Origin of the sequence: Streptomyces sp. NPDC087300 (assembly GCF_044744425.1) — a bacterium.
Classification (GTDB): Bacteria; Actinomycetota; Actinomycetes; order Streptomycetales; family Streptomycetaceae; genus Streptomyces.
Window position 1 is genome coordinate 504,745 of the sequence record NZ_JBIUYI010000003.1, and the last position, 15,538, is coordinate 520,282.

Genomic DNA, 15,538 nt, shown 5'->3' on the forward strand with positions numbered 1-15,538 from the left:
GGCGCTCACCCGGACGTCACGCGCTGGGGGACGCGACGGGGACCTGCTGGGTGATGCAGTGCACTCCCCCGCCGCCGTACGCGACGGCCGCGGCCCGCACCCCGACGACCTTGCGCCCGGGGTACGCCGACGCGATCACCGCGAGCGCGTCCTCGTCGGCGGGCAGCCCGGCGACCGGCACGACGACACCGCCGTTGGCGACGTAGAAGTTGAGGTACGACACCTCGACGTCGGCACCGGCCACCTCGGCGTACCCGGTCTGCGGGACGTCGACGATCTCCAGGGAGCGGCCCCGCGCGTCGGTACTCGCCGCCAGGACGGCCCGGTTGGCGCGCATCCGGGCGTGGTCGGGGTGCTCGGGGTCCTCGGGCAGGGAGACCACGACCTTGCCGGGGGCGGCGAACGCGCAGACCCCGTCGACGTGTCCGTCCGTCTCGGTGTCCAGCAGACCGCCGTACGGGAGCCAGATGACCTTCTCGACGCCGAGCCGGGCGACGAGCTCGGCCTCGATCTCCGCGCGGCTCATGCCGGGGTTGCGGTTGGGGTGGAGCAGACACTGCTCGGTGGTGATCAGCGTGCCCTCGCCGTCGACGGTGATCGAGCCGCCCTCCAGGATCATGTCCGAGGCGATGCGGTCGATGCCGAGGCGATCGAGCAGGAGGCCGCTGACGCGGTCGTCGGAGTCGTACGGGTGGTGCTTGCGGCCCCACGCGTTGAAGCGGAAGTCGACCCCGGCGCGGTGGCCGTCCCCGTCGAGGACGAACAGCGGGGCCGAGTCCCGGAACCACGAGTCGTCCAGGGGCAGTTCGATCACCTCGACGCCGTCGCCGCACCGCGCGCGGGCCTCGCCCCCGTGGCCGGGCGGCGCGACCATGGTGACCGGCTCGAACTCCGCTATGGCGCGGGTGACTTGGGCGTACTCGCCCTTCACCTGGTCGAGGACGCCGTCCCACAGGTCGACGCGGGTGGGCCAGGCCATCAGACAGCCCTCGTGCTCGGACCATTCGGCGGGCATGCGGTACGCGGTCATCGGGTGTCTCTTTTCTTGGGAGGGAGGGGTGGGAGGAGTTGGGGTGGGGTGATTCGGGAGGGGCGGGCGGGGTCAGAGGAAGTAGAGGCGGTTGAGGGAGACTTCCTGCGCGGGGCCGGACCGCAGGGGCGCGCCGTCGAGCGTGACGAGGCCGGTGCGCGCGTCGACCTGGACCTCGCCGATGCGGTCGTTGCCGACCATGTCCGCCGGGCCGATGCCACGGGTGCCGCGCACGGCGACGCGGCGGCGCCGGGTGGCCATCGCGTCGTACGGCCTGCCGAACGAGCCCGACTCGGCCGCGGCCCTGCTGACGAAGGCGACGGAGATGTCGGCGGGGACGGCGCCGTGCCCGCCGAACAGCGGCCCGAGCACGAGGGGTTCACAGGTGTCGGTGGCCGCGTTGGGATCCCCTGTCACCCCGTAGGCCGGAAACCCGGACTTCAGGACCATCTGCGGCTTCGCACCGAAGAACTGCGGACGCCAGAGCACGACGTCGGCCATCTTGCCGACCTCGATCGACCCCACCTCATGCGCCAGACCGTGCGCCAGCGCCGGGTTGATCGTCAGCTTGGCGATGTAGCGCAGCACACGCGCGTTGTCGTCGCGCTCGCCGTCGCCCTCCATCGGGCCCAGCTCGGCCTTCATCTTCCCGGCCATCGCGAACGTGCGGCGCACCGTCTCGCCCGCCCGGCCCATGCCCTGCGCGTCCGATGACGTGATCCCGATCGCGCCCAGATCGTGCAGCACGTCCTCCGCGCCCATCGTCCCGGCCCGGATCCGGTCACGGGCCATCGCCGCGTCCCCCGGCAGATCCGTCTTCAGATCGTGGACGGAGACGATCATCCCGTAGTGCTCGGCGACCGCGTCACGGCCGAACGGCAGCGTGGGATTGGTGGAGGAGCCGATCACGTTCGGCACGCCCGCCATCTTCAGCACGTTGGGCACATGACCGCCGCCACAGCCCTCGATATGGAAGGCATGGATCGTCCGCCCGTCCAGGACCTTCAGCGTGTCCTCGACCGACAGACACTCGTTCAACCCATCGCTGTGCAGCGCGACTTGTACGTCATGCTCCTCTGCCACCCGCAACGCCGTGTCCAGCGCACGCGCATGGGCCCCGAGGTCCTCGTGCACCTTGAAACCGCACGCGCCACCCTCGGCCAATGCCTCGACGAGGGGCGCGGCGTCCGACGAGGAACCCCGCGCCAGGAAGCCGATGTTGACGGGCCAGGCGTCGAAGGCGTTGAACGCGTGCCGCAGCGCCCACGGCGAGTTGACCCCCACGCCCCACATCGGCCCGAACTCCTGGCCGATGATCGTCGTCACGCCGGAGGCGAGCGACGCCTCCATGATCCGCGGAGACAGCAGATGCACGTGGGTGTCGATGGCTCCCGCGGTCGCGATCAGCCCTTCACCGGAGATGATCGTGGCCCCCGTGCCGACGACGACGTCGACGCCTTCGAGAGTGTCGGGATTCCCGGCCCGCCCGATGGCATGGATACGGCCTTCCCGGATGCCGATGGACACCTTCCGGATGCCCTGCACGGCGTCGATGACCACGACGTTGCTGATCACCACGTCGCACATCTCGCGGACCGCCGCGGCCTTCAGGTGCAGCCCGTCGCGGGCCGTCTTGCCGAAACCGGCGAGGAATTCGTCGCCGTGCTTCTGCGAATCGGACTCGACCCGGATCGTCAGACCGGAGTCACCCAGCCGCACGCGGTCACCGGCGCGCGGGCCGTGCACGGTCGCGTACTCCTGGGCGTCGATGTGCCGGCTGCCCGGCGCGCAGTGCTCGCTGTGTCTGGTGGGCCTGCTCATGCGCGTACTCCTGCGATGTCGTCGGTGGCGCTCGCGCCCAGGTAGCCGCAGGCCGCCGCCTTGCGCAGGGCCTCTTCCTTCGCCCCCGGCGCGTCGAGGGGACCGTCCACCAGGCCCGCGAAGCCGATCGCGACCCGCGCACCGCCGATCGGCACGAGCCCGACCTCGGCGGATCCCCCCGCGTCGAAACGGGTCGAGGCACCGGCCGGGGCCGCGAGCCGCATGCCGTACGCGGCCGCGCGGTCGAAGTCGAGCCGCGGATTGGCCTCGAAGAAGTGGAAGTGGGAGGTCACCGAGACGGGCACGGTGGCGGTGTTGCGTACGGTCAGCGTCACCGCGGGGGCCGGGGCGGGCACGGTGTCCGACGCAGGCAGGACGGCGCCGGGGGCGTCCTCGCGCCGGGGCCACGCGCCGAACGGATCGCTCACGACCGCCAGGCGCGTGCCGTCGTCGAAGACCGCCTCCACGTGGATCTCGGTGACCACGTCGGCGACGCCCGGCAGGACGTCGTCAGGACCGAGCACGGCACGGGCCCGCTCCAGGGCCCCGGCCAGGCGCAGACCGTCACGGGCCGCCTCGCACACCGTGTCGGCGATCAGCGCGGTGGCCTCGGGGACGTTGAGCCGGAGTCCCCGCGCGTGCCGGGCCCGTGCCAGCTCCGCGGCGGTGAACAGCAGGAGCCGGTCACGTTCGGTGGGGGTCAGCGGCATGGATTCGTTCCTCGATCCGTGAAGTGCGGCGCTCAGTGAAGTGCGACGCCCCGGGAAGCGCGGCTCTCCGGGAAGTACGGCTCGCCGGAAAGCGCGTCGGGCGGCATCACTGTGACACTGACTGAATTTTCAGTCAATGACTTGGAAACGAAAAACCGCCCACCGAGGTGAGCGGCTCCGTCAGCCTGTCCGCCGCGAGGCGGCGCCCCGCTACTTCTCCCGCAGCAGCGCGAGCTCCGCGTCGATCGCGCCGCGCACCAGGTCACGCGCGTGGTCCAGCTGGAGCCCGCCGCTGAGCCAGCGCATGCTGAGCCCTTCGAGGAGCGCCGTGAGCCGCTCGCCGGCCGCCGCGAGCGCGGGCGCCGGGGTCATCGGCCGCACCTGCCCGAGCAGCGCCGCCACCTCCTGCACCCACACCAGCGTCGCCCTGGCGAGGTCCTCGCGCAGCACCTCGTCGAAGACGGCGCTGGCCCGCAGCTCGCCCCAGGCGGAGCTGTTCTCCCTGACCTCGGGGGTGTCCTGAAGTTCGAGGAGGAGGATCTCCTCCAACTCCTCGCGGGGAGCGAGCGGTTCGGCGTCCGGGTCGCGTCCCGTGGTGTAGCGCTCGGCGCGGTCGTTGATGAACTCCAGGGTCTGGCGCAGGATCCCGGTGCGGTCCTTGAAGTGGTAGTAGATCAGCCCCGTCGAGACGCCCGCCTCGGCGGCGAGTTCTTCGACGCGCAGGCCGCGGACGCCGCGACGGGCGATCAGCCGTGCGGCCGCTTCGAGGATCTGAGTAGTGCGAGGCGCCATGGATCCGAACCCTACCGGGCCGGTCCGGGCCCGGTGATCTCGGCCGGACGCCGGGCAGGCGGGGCCTCGACGGCGGCGCACGCCCTATCAGCGTGGTGGCTCACGCGCTCTTCCGGTGGCGGCTCATGACCACCGTGACCGGCCCTTCGCCGGGCACGGCCTCGACGAGCCGGGCGATGACGACGCTCTTCCCGTCCGGACTGCGGACGCAGAAGGGACGCTCGTCGGCGAGGTCGCCGAACGGGAGCTCGGTCACCGGTTCCGTCTCGATGCCCCGTACGCAGTCGGCGGGACTCAGCACGTACCCGGCGGCCACGAAGGCGTCGCTGTCGTCGGACAGGACGAACTCGGTGCCGGTCCGCTCCAGGTACCACTCGGCGGTCTCGGCGGGGACGACCTTCCCGGCCGCGAGGTCGAACTCGTAGTCGGGGTCGGGGGCGGTGAGTTCGGCGTCCGCGTAGTCGGGGACGTACGCGCCCCCGGACGAAGACGAAGGTGGGGTCGCTGGCGGGGCGGAGGGCTCCTTCGAGGCGGGGGAGGAAGAGGCACGAGCCGAAGCGGCAGGGGCGTCGGACGACTTCCGCGACGCGTCGTGGCGGCGGTCCAGGACGTAGTACGCGGCGCCGCCGAGCGGGATCAGGACCGCGAGCGCGACCGTCAGGACGAGCGCGGTCCTGCACGGTCGGCGCCGCCGCGGCGCCCGGCCGGACCGCTCCTCGCCGTCGGGCGCCCGCCGCGTGGCGGGGACGCCGGGGACGGGGACGGCGGCGACCGTGGGCTGGACGTGGACCCGCTCGGTGCCTCCGGTCCCGGCCCCGGCGCCGCGCTCCGGGCCCGGGTACGCATCCGCATCCACATCCACATCCGGGTACGGATACGGATCCCGCGGCGCATCACGCGTGGCGACCTCCTCGCTGACCCCGTGCGGCAGCCATCCCTCGGTGAACTCCGGGCGGCCCCCCACCGCGGGATGGACGTGCGCCGCGGAGATCAGGTCGCCCGGGGCGGGCCGGTCCCCGGGGTGCTTGGCCAGGCAGCGGCCGAGCAGTTCGTGCAGGTCAGGGGGGACCCTGGACAGGTCGGGCGCCTCGTGGACCACCCGGTAGAGCGCCGCGGATTCGGGCCCGTCCCCGAAGGGCAGCACTCCCCCGGCCACGTAGGCGGCGAGCGCGCCGAGGGCGAAGACGTCGGTCGCCGGGGTGACGGCCAGGCCCTGCGCCTGCTCGGGCGCCATGTACGCGGCGGTGCCGATGCGCAGCCCGGTGCCGGTCAGGCCCGTGGCGTCGGCGGCGCGGGCGATGCCGAAGTCGATGACGCGGGGTCCGTCCCCGGCGATCAGCACGTTGGCGGGCTTGAGGTCGCGGTGGACGACGCCCGCCCGGTGGATGGCCTGGAGCGCCTCCGCGACGCCCGCCACGAGCAGCAGCACCGTACGGACGGGCAGCGGACCGTGCCGCCCGACGATCTCCTGGAGGGAGAGTCCGGGGACGTACGCGGTGGCGAGCCAGGGCGTGGGGGCGTCCACGCCCGAGTCCACCACCTGCGCCGTGAACAGACCGTGGATGCTGCGGGCGCTGGCCACCTCGTGGGCGAAGCGCCTGCGGAACTCGGGGTCCGCGGCGAACTCGTCCCGTACCGCCTTGAGGGCGATGGGCCGTCCGCCCGGCGTGTGGGCGAGGTACACGACCCCCATGCCGCCGGCGCCGAGCCTGGCGTGCAGGCGATAGCCGCCGATCTCGCGGGGGTCGTCGGCCGACAGGGCCGCGAGGGCGGACGGGAGTCCGGGCACGCCGGGAGGCTGAGGGGACATGCGGTGGCTCTTTCGGCGAGACGGCGAGAGGGCGAGAGGGCGGGGCCGTGGTGCGGATGGCCGCGGGCCGACACGGGGATGCGACGCAGGGGATGCGGTACGGGGATGCCGGTACGAGGGATGATCGTGCCGCTAACTAAACTTTCAGTCAATGTGAGACGATGCGCCTCGGCGATCGACCGGACCGGGGCACGAGGAGGGCAGGGCGTGGGGGCGGACCGCAGGACGGAGATCCTGAGAGCGGCGGCCCGGGTCATCGCCCGGCACGGCGTCCGGGGTCTGCGCGTGGCGGAGGTCGCGGCGGAGGCGGGCATCTCCACGGCCCTCGTGTACTACCACTTCAAGGACCGCGCGGGCATCCTGCACCGGACCCTGGAGTTCATCAGCGACCGGGCGGAGCGCTACACCGCGGCGCACCCGCGCCGCGAGCGCGACGGCGATCCCCGGCGTGACCTGGAGCGTTCACTCCTGCTGGAGTTCCAGGACCGGCCCGAGGTGCGTGAGAACAGCACGGCCTGGGGCGAGTTGCAGGCCACCGCGGTCTTCGATCCCGAGCTGCGGGAGGCGCTCGCCGAGGCGCGTCTGATCTGGATCGGCGAGCTGACCGACACCCTCGGCCGCATCCATCCCGCCGCGCCCGAGCCCGCCCGCACCGTCGCCGCCGAACGGCTCACCGCCACCCTCGAGGCGCTCAGCACGCGCTGGCTCAGCGAGCTGCTGCCGCTGGGGCACGCGCGCGAGCTGATGCGGGACGCGATCGCCGTGGAGCTCGCGCAGCTGGCGCGACAGCCTGCCGTGACGGTCTTTGACTGAATTTTCAGTCCGTGTCACAGTGAGGATCACACCCCCACCCCGCCGCCCGCGCCGCACCGCGCTCGGCGAGCGGCCCGCAGCACCTGCGGCTAGCTTGTCCCCATCACGATGATCGGAGTTCACCGTGTCCCCCCTCCTCCCCTCCCGCCGTTCGGCGCTCCGCACCTTCGCCGGCATCGGCGCCGTCGTCCTCGGCGCCTCGGCCTGCGGCCCCGGTGACACCGACGTGGCGAGCGCGGCCGCCGACCAGGACACGGACGCGAAGGGCCGCCGCATGGGCGCCGAGTGGGAGAGCCACGCGCGCACGTTCATGTCCTGGCCCGCCCTGGAGTCGGTGTGGGCGGAGGACCTCCGCTACGTGCGCGAGGACATCGCCCGCATCGCCCGCGCCATCGCGGAGTACGAGTACGTCGTGATGATGGCGAGGCCCGACCAGGTGAAGGCCGCGCAGAAGGCGTGCGGGCGCGACGTCGAGGTCATTCCACTGGCGGTCGACGACCTGTGGGCCCGCGACACCGTGCCCGTGTTCGTGGAGGACGACGGCAAGGTCACCGGCATCGACTTCAACTTCAACGGGTGGGGGAACAAGCAGGAGCACGGCAACGACGGCCAGGTGGGCCGCAAGCTCCTCGCCGAGTACGACATCCCCCGCGAGAAGGCCCCGCTGGTCGCCGAGGGCGGCTCCTTCGAGACGGACGGCGAGGGCACGCTCCTGATCACCGAGAGCTCGATCGTCAACGACAACCGCAACCGCGGCAAGAGCCGGGACCAGATCGAGGACGAGCTCAAGGCGACCCTGGGCATCAAGAAGGTCATCTGGCTGGCGGGCGTGCGGGGCCAGGACATCACCGACGCCCATGTGGACAGCCTCGTACGGTTCACGGCGCCCGGTGTGGTGCTGCTCGACAGGGCGCACCCGGACACCCCCGCCGACTCCTGGTCGCGCGCGGCCGACCAGGCGAAGTCCGTGCTGAGCAAGGCCACCGACGCCAAGGGCAGGTCCTTCGAGGTCATCGACCTGCCGCAGCCCGACCTGTACGAGATCACCGGCGAGGGCGACGACTTCGTGTCGACGTACGCCAACTTCTACGTCGCCAACGACTCGGTGTTCCTGCCCAAGTTCGGCGACAGGAAGGCCGACAAGCGGGCCAGGAGCATCCTTCAGGAGCACTTCCCCAAGCGCGACGTCGTGCAGGTCGGCATCGACACCATCGCCTCGGGCGGCGGTGGCATCCACTGCTCCACGCACGACGAGCCCGGCAAGCCGGTCGACTGACCCAGGCCCACCCCTACGGAGCGGCTTTGCTCACGATGCGACGCCTCACCAGGTCCCGCGGCAGAGTGCTGACCGCGGTCCTGGTGCTGTGCGCCGTGGCCGCGGCCGCCGCCGTCGGGATCTGGCTCCAGTTCGGCGAGCGCCACGCCCTGGACACCCGGTACCGGGCGGGCGGCGCGGCTCCCGACCGGGTGGACATCGCCGCTTCGGTCCAGCGCGTCGACGCCGCGGGCCGCGAGCTGGTGCTCCGCCTCCTGGTCACCCCGCGCGGGAACCTGGCGGAGGCGGGCGGCGTCTCGCCCGCCGAGACCCTGACGCTCCAGACGTCGTCGTCGGTACGGGGAGATCTCACCTTTCCCGCGCACAGCAGGATCTCCACCGTGGACGTGCCGGTCACCCTGTCCGCGGGCTCGATCACGGACTATCCGTTCGACGCGTACGAGACGACGCTCGAGTTCGGCGCGGCGGTGCGGGACGACGACGCGGTGCCCGTCCGCATGACGCTCACCAACAACGACGCGCTGTTCGCGGCCGACGTCGGCGCGGCCGAGGCAGGCGGCGCCGCCGTCTTCGAGGTCGGGCTCGAACGCTCCACCAGCGTCCTGATCTTCGCCGTGTTCATGATGGCCGCGATGTGGGCGCTCGCCGTCGCCGTACTGATCGGCGCGTGGTTCCTCGTCACCCGGCGCAAGGGCCTGACCTGGCCCGCCCTCGGCTGGATGGCCGCGACCCTGTTCGCGCTCGCCGCCTTCCGCAACACCGCCCCCGGCTCACCGCCCATCGGTTCGCTGCTCGACTACATCGCGTTCCTCTGGGCCGAGACGGTCATCGCGTTCTGCGTCGTCACCGTGGTGGTCACGGGGATGCGGGCGGAGTCCCATCCGGCGGACCCGCCGCCCGCGTCCCCCTGACGCCCCGCGCCGAACGCGTCAGCGCAGGCTCTCCCCGTACACGTGGTCGACGGTCATCACCATGAGCACCCGGCGGTCGGCCACCATCACCGCCCGGTACTCGTCCCAGTCGGGGTGCTCGCCCGCGGCCTTGCGGTAGTACTCCACCAGCGCGTCGACCTCGGATCCGTGCGGGTCCCGCGACGGCCCCGTGAGGGTCGCGACGCCCTCGGCGGTGGCCCACTGCCTGCCGTCGGAAGCGGTCACCTCCAGCGTGGCCCGGGGATCCCTGCGCAGGTTCACGGTCTTGGCCCGCCCCTCGGTCATCGACACATAGAGGACACCCGCCTCCTCGTCGTAGAAGGGCATGACCGGCGAGAGCTGGGGACGGCCGTCTGACTTGATGGTGGCGAGCACGCCGAGGCGGCTCGCGGCGAGGAGGGCGCGGGGGCTGAAGGGCGGTGTCGAGGTCATGGCCTCACCAACCCGGGCGGTCCGGCCCTGATTCCCCGCTGGCCAGATCCTTGCGGGACCTGTCCATCTGGCCACTCGTTCGTCCGGCAGCGCACCCCGCACGCTCGAAGCATGAAGATTCTCTGGATATCCGCCCACCCCGAACAGCACTCCCTCAACGGCCACCTGATGGCCGACGGTCTGCGCGCCCTGGAAGAACTCGGGCACGAGCATCGCGTCAGCGATCTGTACGCCATGGGCTGGAAGGCCGTCGTGGACCGCGAGGACTTCGGCAGCGGGACCGGCGAGCGGCTCTTCGTCGGACGGGAGCAGGAACGCGCTTACCGGGAGCGGGAGTTGAGCGCGGACATCCGTGCCGAGCAGGAGAAGATCGCCTGGGCGGACGCGCTCGTCCTCCAGTTCCCCCTCTGGTGGTTCGGGCCGCCCGCGATCCTCAAGGGGTGGTTCGACCGCGTCCTGGTGCAGGGCTTCGGGTTCGGCGTCGAGGGGCCCGACGGGCGGACCCTGCGGTACGGGGACGGGGGTCTGGCCGGCAAGCGCGCCCTGGTCGTCACGTCGGTCGGCGCCCGCGCGTCCGGCTTCGGGCCGCGCGGCATCCATGGCTCGATGGAAGAGGTGCTGTTCCCGCTGCTGCACGGCACGTTCTGGTACACGGGCATGGCCGCGCTCCCGCCGTTCGTGGTCTACGGGGCCGACCGTCTGACACCGACGGGCTACGCGCGCCGCGCGGCGGAACTGCGCGAGCGGCTGCGCGCCCTGCCCACCGAACGCCCGCTGCCCTTCCGGCACGAGAACGGCGGGGAGTACGACGCGGATCTGGTGCTGCGACCGGAGATCGCGCCGGGGCGCACGGGCGTGGGAGTGCATCGCGCGCAGGACGGCCAGGACGGCCAGGGTGACGGGGGCGGCCAGGGTGACGGGGGCGGCCAGGACGACGGGGGCGGCTCGCGGGAGTTCGCGGATGCGTGTGCCGCCGCGCAGGGGTCACGTACCCAGTGAACTCTCACGACTTGGCGGGCTCCGCGCCCCGGCACGGGCCGCACGCCCCGCTGAGTTCGAGGGTGTGCTCCAGCTCCGCGAAGCCGGTGCGCGCGCCGAGCCGCTCGGCCCATGCCTCGACGACCCGCGCGTCGATCGGCCGACTGCCGCCGCAGCGGCGGCAGATGAGGTGGTGCCGGTGCTCACCGGCGGGCCGCCGCAGATAGAGCCGCTCGCCGCTCGTGTCGCGTACGACGTCGACGAGACCGGCGCCCGTGAGTTCGCGCAGCACGCGGTAGACGGTGGTGAGGCCGACACCGCGGCCCGCCGCCGCGAGCAAGGCGTGCAGCTCCTGCGCGGAGACGAACTCGCCGTGCCTGCCCAGCGTTTCGACCACGGCCGCGCGCGGCTGCGTCCGCCGTGGGCCGCCTCCGAGACCGGACCGCTCGTGCGCGCCGCCCTCGGGCGGATGGGGAGCAGGCCCTCCGGCCCCGGGGCGCCGCTCCTTCACCACGCCCCCTCCCCCACCGGCTCCGACACCGGGACCGGCTCCGACAGCGACCCGCCCGCCGTGCGGAAACTGAGCGTCCGGTACACCTCCACGCCGCCTCCCGGCGCGCCGCCCGTGAGCTCCCCGCACGCCTGCGCCGCCGCCGTGACCCGGCGCGTGTACGAGGGGTCCGTGGCGTCGAGCAGTATGCCCAGCGTCGTACCGCTGTGGCCGACGGCGACGCCCAGGCCGCCGACCTCGCAGCAGATCGCCCGCATCGGGTCCAACGAGCGCTTGAACCTGAGGCGTTGGTTCATCAGGGCGCTGCGGGTCGCGACCCGGCCGGCCTCCGCGAGGTCGTGCGTGCGCACCGCTTCGGTGAGCCGTCCGAGCAGGTCCGCGTAGGCGCGCCGGTCGGCGGGCGTGAACGGTTTGGGGACGCGGTTGAAGTCCACAGTGTCGACCGAGCCGCCCTCGTCGATGCCGACCACGGCCATCGCGGGCAGCGCGCCGAGGACCGCGCGCAGGCGCACGGTGCGGTGGTGGAAGGCGACGATCGCGGAGTAGAGCACCCCGTCGGTGGGTTCGATGCGGGACAGGAGGCGCTCGATCCTGGCGGGCGGCATGGGGACGCCGAGGGCCCGGCCGACCGCCCGCGCGGTGGCGACGAGGTCGGCGGAGGAGCTGGCGAGCCCCTTGCCCTCGGGGATCACGCTGCTCACGGTGAGTACGCCTCCCCGGGCCCGCCCCACGCCCGGCGGGGCCTCCTCGGCGATCATCCGGGCCAGCCGGAGCGCCTTGGTCTTGTGGGCCGGGCGGACCTCGATGCCGCCGGAGGCCGACCCCGTCCTGAAGGTCGCCATGGTCCAGCGGGCGACCGGCAGCGTCACGAGGAAGTCCCTGTCGCCCTCGGGCAGTTGGCCCTGGAGCAGTTCACCGAAGGTGCCGAACGCGGTGCCGACCCCCGTGCGCACGGGCTCCCGGCCCGGCGGGCGGGGCCTTGCCGCGGCCTCTTCGTACAGCTTCACGCGCTTCCTCCCTCGTACGGCGCTACGTCGACGCCTACGGCGATGGGTCGATGTGTCGATGCCGACAGCGTTGCGCCGACCCTACACGCTCTTGACAATCATTTTCATCTAGTGTGATGCTCTCGGCGTCCCGGGGAGCGGCAGACACAGCGACGCCCTCCCCCGGCACTTCCTGCCCTCACCACGTCCCTCTGGGGGATCTCCGTCATGCACGCACACATCGCCGAAGCGGTGAAGAAACCCGACCTCATATCCCTCGCGCCCGACCTGGCCTGTCTCCGGTTCGAGAGCATGAAGATCTATTCGGCCCTCGGCGCCGTCCGGCAACTGCTCGACACGGGCGCCGTCGAGCCGGGCGACACCCTCATCGACAGCTCCAGCGGCATCTACGCGCAGGCCCTGGCCCTGGCCTGCCACCGCTACGGCATGAAGTGCCACATCGTGGGCTCCACGACCGTGGACCGCTCGACGCGGGTACAGCTGGAGATACTCGGCGCCACCCTCGAACAGGTCCCGCCCTCCCAGGACCTGCGCCTGGACCAGGAACTGCGGGTGCGCAGGATCGGCGAGATCCTGGCCGCCAACCCCTCGTACCACTGGATGCGGCAGTACCACGACGACATCCACTACGCCGGTTACCGCGAGGTCGCCGAGGCCGTCGACAGGGACCTGCCGGACGGCCCGCTCGCGCTCGTCGGCGGGGTCGGATCGGGGGCGTCGACCGGCGCCGTCGCCAGCTATCTGCGCGCGGCGGGCCGTGACGTGTCACTCGTCGGGGTACAGCCCTTCGGCAGCGTCACGTTCGGGTCCGAGCGCGTCGCGGACCCCGACATGATCATCGCCGGGATCGGCAGCGCGATCGAGTTCAGGAACGTCCGGCACGAGCTGTACGACCGGGTGCACTGGGTGAACTTCGAGTGCGCCGTCTCCGGGGCGGTCGAACTGCTGCGCACCAGCGGCATCTTCGCGGGGCTCTCGGCGGGCGCCGCCTACCTCGGCGCGCTGTGGGAGCGGCGCGGGGACGACTCGCGCACCTACGTCTTCATCGCCGCCGACACCGGCCACCGCTACGTCGAGAGCGCCTACGCCCGGCACGAACGGGCCCTGGACATCGACACGCTGAAGCCCCACGAGATCACCTCGCTCGACGAGCTGCGCCTCCCTTGGTCCACCGCGCCGTGGCCCGCGCCCACCGCGGCCGCCGTCTCCTCCTCCTGACCCGCCGGTCGACTCCCCCGAGAAAGCACCCACATGTCACACCCCATGCCCCGGACCGTCGCCGCGCTCACCGACGCCGTCCTCGCGGGCGAACACGGACCCGACCCCAGGGACCTGACGGTCACCAGCGCCTTCTGGCTGTACAACACGACCCGCCTGGCAGGGGGCGACGTCACGTACCACAACCACTACCTGCTGCTGCGCGTCGGCGACGCCTTCGGTGCCTGCTCCTTCGAGGCCGGTGAACTCGCCCCGGAATTCTGCGAGAACGCCTCCGGGCACTCCCTGGACAAGCTCCTTCGGCACGAGTCCGCGCCCGTGCGGACCGCCGCGCTCGACGCCTATCTGGCCAGGGCGCACCCGCACCGCGACGCCGCCGACGCCGAGCGCGTGCTCCTGCCCGCCGGTACCCCCGAGGTCAGGGCCGAGGCCAGGGACGCCGCGATCGCCGGGCTGCTCGACATCGCGCCCGGCGCGCGGGTCGCCCTGATCGGCGTCGTCAACCCGCTGGTCGCGGCGGTACGGGAGCGGGGCGGCGTCTGCCTGCCCTGCGATCTGAACCTGCGGACCACCGCCTGGGGCGAGCCCGTCAGCGACGACATGACCGAGGTGCTCGCGACGGCCGACGCGGTGATCGCCACCGGCATGACGCTGAGCAACGGCACCTTCGACCTGATCCTCGCGCACTGCGTCGAGCACGCGGTGCCGCTGATCGTCTACGCCCAGAGCGGCAGCGCCGTGGCCCGCGCCTTCCTCGGCGCGGGCGTCACCGGACTGAACGCGGAGCCCTTCACGTTCTCCCAGTTCAGCGCCGACCCCACGCCCATGTACCGGTACCGCGCCGCTCTCGCGCAAGGAGCGGCCGCATGAGCGTCGACGCCTCCGAGGGCACGGCGCGGGACCGCTCGGCGGACCCCGTGCCGGGCGATCTGCGCATGGCGCGGGCGCTGTGGCCCGTGCTGCTCGCCTCCGCCGTAGGCCTGCTGCCGTTCACCATCTTCAGTACGTATCTGGTGCCCATCGCCGACGAGGCGGGCAGCAGCGTCGCCGCGATGGGCGGGCTGCGCGGCCTTGGCGGCCTGGCCGCCCTGCTGGTGGGCACCGCGCTCGCGCCGCTCATCGACCGGGTGCCCAGGGAGTGGGCGGCGGCCGGCGGGCTCGCCGCGCTCGGGCTCTCCGCGACGCTCGGCGCGAGCGGCGACTTCCTGCTGCTCGCCGCGTTCTGCCTGCTCGTCGGCGCCAGTACGTCCGTGCTGAACCCGGCGCTCACCGCCGCGGCCGCCGACCGCTTCGGGAGCGGCAGGGCGGCGGGCCGCGCCGCGACCCTGGTGACGGCCACCCAGTCGATGACGGCGATGCTCGCGGCGCCGGTGATCGCGCTGCCCGCGCTGTTCTGGGGCTGGCAGGGCGACCTGTTCGCGGTGACCGCGCTCTCGCTGCTGCTCGCGGTGGTGTTCGTGGCGCGCCGCAAGGACACCGCGGACGCCGGGGAGACCGCGTCCGGAGGTCAACGCCTGGGCTACGTCGCCTCGTTCAAGGCCCTGGGCGCGGTGCGCGGAGTCGTGCCGCTGCTGCTGATCGCCCTGCTGCGCACCGCCGTGTTCATGGGCTACCTGTCGTATCTGGCGGCCTTCTACGAGGAGCGGTTCGGTCTGGACGCCGGGCTCTTCGCGTTCGTCTGGACGCTGAGCGGCGCCTCGTTCTTCGTCAGCAACCTCCTCACCGGGCGGCTCACCAACGCCGACGAGCCGCGCTTCGGCACCGAACGCCTGCTGTTCGTCGGCCTGTTGGCGGCGCTCGTCTCCGTCGTCGGCTTCTACTTCACGCACTGGCTGCCGCTGGCCCTCGCCCTGACCTCGCTGCACGCGGCGAGCCACGCCGTCGTCGCGGCCTGCGTGGTGAGCCTCGTCGTACGGCGCTGCGGCCCCGGCCTGCGCGGCGCGGCGCTCGGCATCAACGCGGCGGGCATGAGCCTGGGCGTCTTCGTCGGCGCCGCGCTCGGCGGCGCGGGCCTCGGGCTCGCCGGATACCCGGGCGTCGCCGCGGTGTTCGGGGCACTCGTCGTCGCCGCCGTCGCGGCGGCCGTGCTGGTGCTGCGGGCCGGTCCGGTACGGGAGGAGGCGGACCTCGTATGACGGTGACCGTCCGAGCGCCCGCCGGGCCCGTCGAACACCCGGCACCCGCCGGCGTACGGGACCGCCTGGCCTC

15 protein-coding genes are annotated in these 15,538 nt (G+C 72.7%); 7 read left to right on the top strand and 8 right to left on the bottom strand.

All coding sequences use genetic code 11. The features are described from left to right. Window positions 1-16: 16 nt before the first annotated feature. The 5 genes from ACIO9J_RS13080 to ACIO9J_RS13100 form a co-directional block, all read right to left on the bottom strand. Window positions 17-1,030 carry an agmatine/peptidylarginine deiminase gene (locus ACIO9J_RS13080; protein ID WP_401997049.1) on the bottom strand — a complete coding sequence of 338 codons (1,014 nt, stop codon included), beginning with the start codon at window positions 1,028-1,030 and terminating at the stop codon, window positions 17-19. A 72-nt stretch (window positions 1,031-1,102) separates the two neighbouring features. After that, window positions 1,103-2,851, bottom strand: coding sequence for an urease subunit alpha (locus tag ACIO9J_RS13085; protein ID WP_401997051.1), 1,749 nt, complete (start codon window positions 2,849-2,851; stop codon window positions 1,103-1,105). Then, the gene (ureA, locus tag ACIO9J_RS13090) at window positions 2,848-3,561 is read right to left on the bottom strand and encodes an urease subunit gamma (protein ID WP_401997053.1); all 714 of its coding nucleotides are present in this window, start codon (window positions 3,559-3,561) and stop codon (window positions 2,848-2,850) included. The genes ACIO9J_RS13085 and ureA overlap by 4 nt, the downstream gene beginning before the upstream one ends. A 210-nt stretch (window positions 3,562-3,771) precedes the next feature. Further along, on the bottom strand, window positions 3,772-4,353 hold the full coding sequence (locus ACIO9J_RS13095; RefSeq protein ID WP_401997056.1) for a TetR/AcrR family transcriptional regulator: 582 nt from the start codon (window positions 4,351-4,353) through the stop codon (window positions 3,772-3,774). Between the two features lie 100 nt (window positions 4,354-4,453). Continuing rightward, a complete protein-coding gene (locus ACIO9J_RS13100) occupies window positions 4,454-6,163 on the bottom strand; it encodes a serine/threonine-protein kinase (RefSeq protein ID WP_401997059.1) in 1,710 nt (569 codons plus the stop codon). A gap of 207 nt (window positions 6,164-6,370) precedes the next feature. Between ACIO9J_RS13100 and ACIO9J_RS13105 the strand changes: the two genes are divergently transcribed. The 3 genes from ACIO9J_RS13105 (at window position 6,371) to ACIO9J_RS13115 (ending at window position 9,163) form a co-directional block, all read left to right on the top strand. Further along, window positions 6,371-6,976, top strand: a complete 606-nt coding sequence (locus ACIO9J_RS13105) for a TetR/AcrR family transcriptional regulator (protein ID WP_401997062.1) — start codon at window positions 6,371-6,373, stop codon at window positions 6,974-6,976. Between the two features lie 124 nt (window positions 6,977-7,100). Next, entirely contained in the window at window positions 7,101-8,252 is a 1,152-nt protein-coding gene (locus ACIO9J_RS13110) for an agmatine/peptidylarginine deiminase (RefSeq protein ID WP_401997065.1), read from the top strand. A 35-nt stretch (window positions 8,253-8,287) separates the two neighbouring features. Continuing rightward, the gene (locus ACIO9J_RS13115) at window positions 8,288-9,163 is read left to right on the top strand and encodes a DUF4436 family protein (RefSeq protein ID WP_401998565.1); all 876 of its coding nucleotides are present in this window, start codon (window positions 8,288-8,290) and stop codon (window positions 9,161-9,163) included. 18 nt (window positions 9,164-9,181) lie between these two features. Here ACIO9J_RS13115 and ACIO9J_RS13120 read toward each other — a convergent pair whose 3' ends face one another. Next, a complete protein-coding gene (locus ACIO9J_RS13120; RefSeq protein ID WP_401997068.1) occupies window positions 9,182-9,616 on the bottom strand; it encodes a PPOX class F420-dependent oxidoreductase in 435 nt (144 codons plus the stop codon). Window positions 9,617-9,727: 111 nt separating this feature from the next. Between ACIO9J_RS13120 and ACIO9J_RS13125 the strand changes: the two genes are divergently transcribed. Further along, window positions 9,728-10,615 carry an NAD(P)H-dependent oxidoreductase gene (locus ACIO9J_RS13125; RefSeq protein WP_401997071.1) on the top strand — a complete coding sequence of 296 codons (888 nt, stop codon included), beginning with the start codon at window positions 9,728-9,730 and terminating at the stop codon, window positions 10,613-10,615. A gap of 4 nt (window positions 10,616-10,619) precedes the next feature. On the opposite strand, the gene ACIO9J_RS13130 is transcribed toward ACIO9J_RS13125, so the two are convergent. Further along, window positions 10,620-11,108: a Fur family transcriptional regulator gene (locus tag ACIO9J_RS13130; protein WP_401997073.1), complete on the bottom strand. Its 489-nt coding sequence runs from the start codon at window positions 11,106-11,108 to the stop codon at window positions 10,620-10,622. Continuing rightward, entirely contained in the window at window positions 11,102-12,106 is a 1,005-nt protein-coding gene (locus tag ACIO9J_RS13135) for a kinase (protein ID WP_401998568.1), read from the bottom strand. Before ACIO9J_RS13135 ends, ACIO9J_RS13130 begins: the two co-directional genes overlap by 7 nt. Window positions 12,107-12,319: 213 nt before the next feature. On the opposite strand from ACIO9J_RS13135, the gene ACIO9J_RS13140 reads away from it, so the two are divergent. From ACIO9J_RS13140 to ACIO9J_RS13150, 3 genes are read left to right on the top strand one after another with little or no spacing between them, the layout of a single operon-like run. Beyond that, window positions 12,320-13,330, top strand: coding sequence for a pyridoxal-phosphate dependent enzyme (locus ACIO9J_RS13140; protein WP_401997076.1), 1,011 nt, complete (start codon window positions 12,320-12,322; stop codon window positions 13,328-13,330). Between the two features lie 33 nt (window positions 13,331-13,363). Then, window positions 13,364-14,200 carry a Rossmann-like domain-containing protein gene (locus ACIO9J_RS13145; protein WP_401997079.1) on the top strand — a complete coding sequence of 279 codons (837 nt, stop codon included), beginning with the start codon at window positions 13,364-13,366 and terminating at the stop codon, window positions 14,198-14,200. Continuing rightward, window positions 14,197-15,465, top strand: a complete 1,269-nt coding sequence (locus tag ACIO9J_RS13150) for an MFS transporter (protein WP_401997082.1) — start codon at window positions 14,197-14,199, stop codon at window positions 15,463-15,465. Before ACIO9J_RS13145 ends, ACIO9J_RS13150 begins: the two co-directional genes overlap by 4 nt. Window positions 15,466-15,538: the final 73 nt, after the last annotated feature.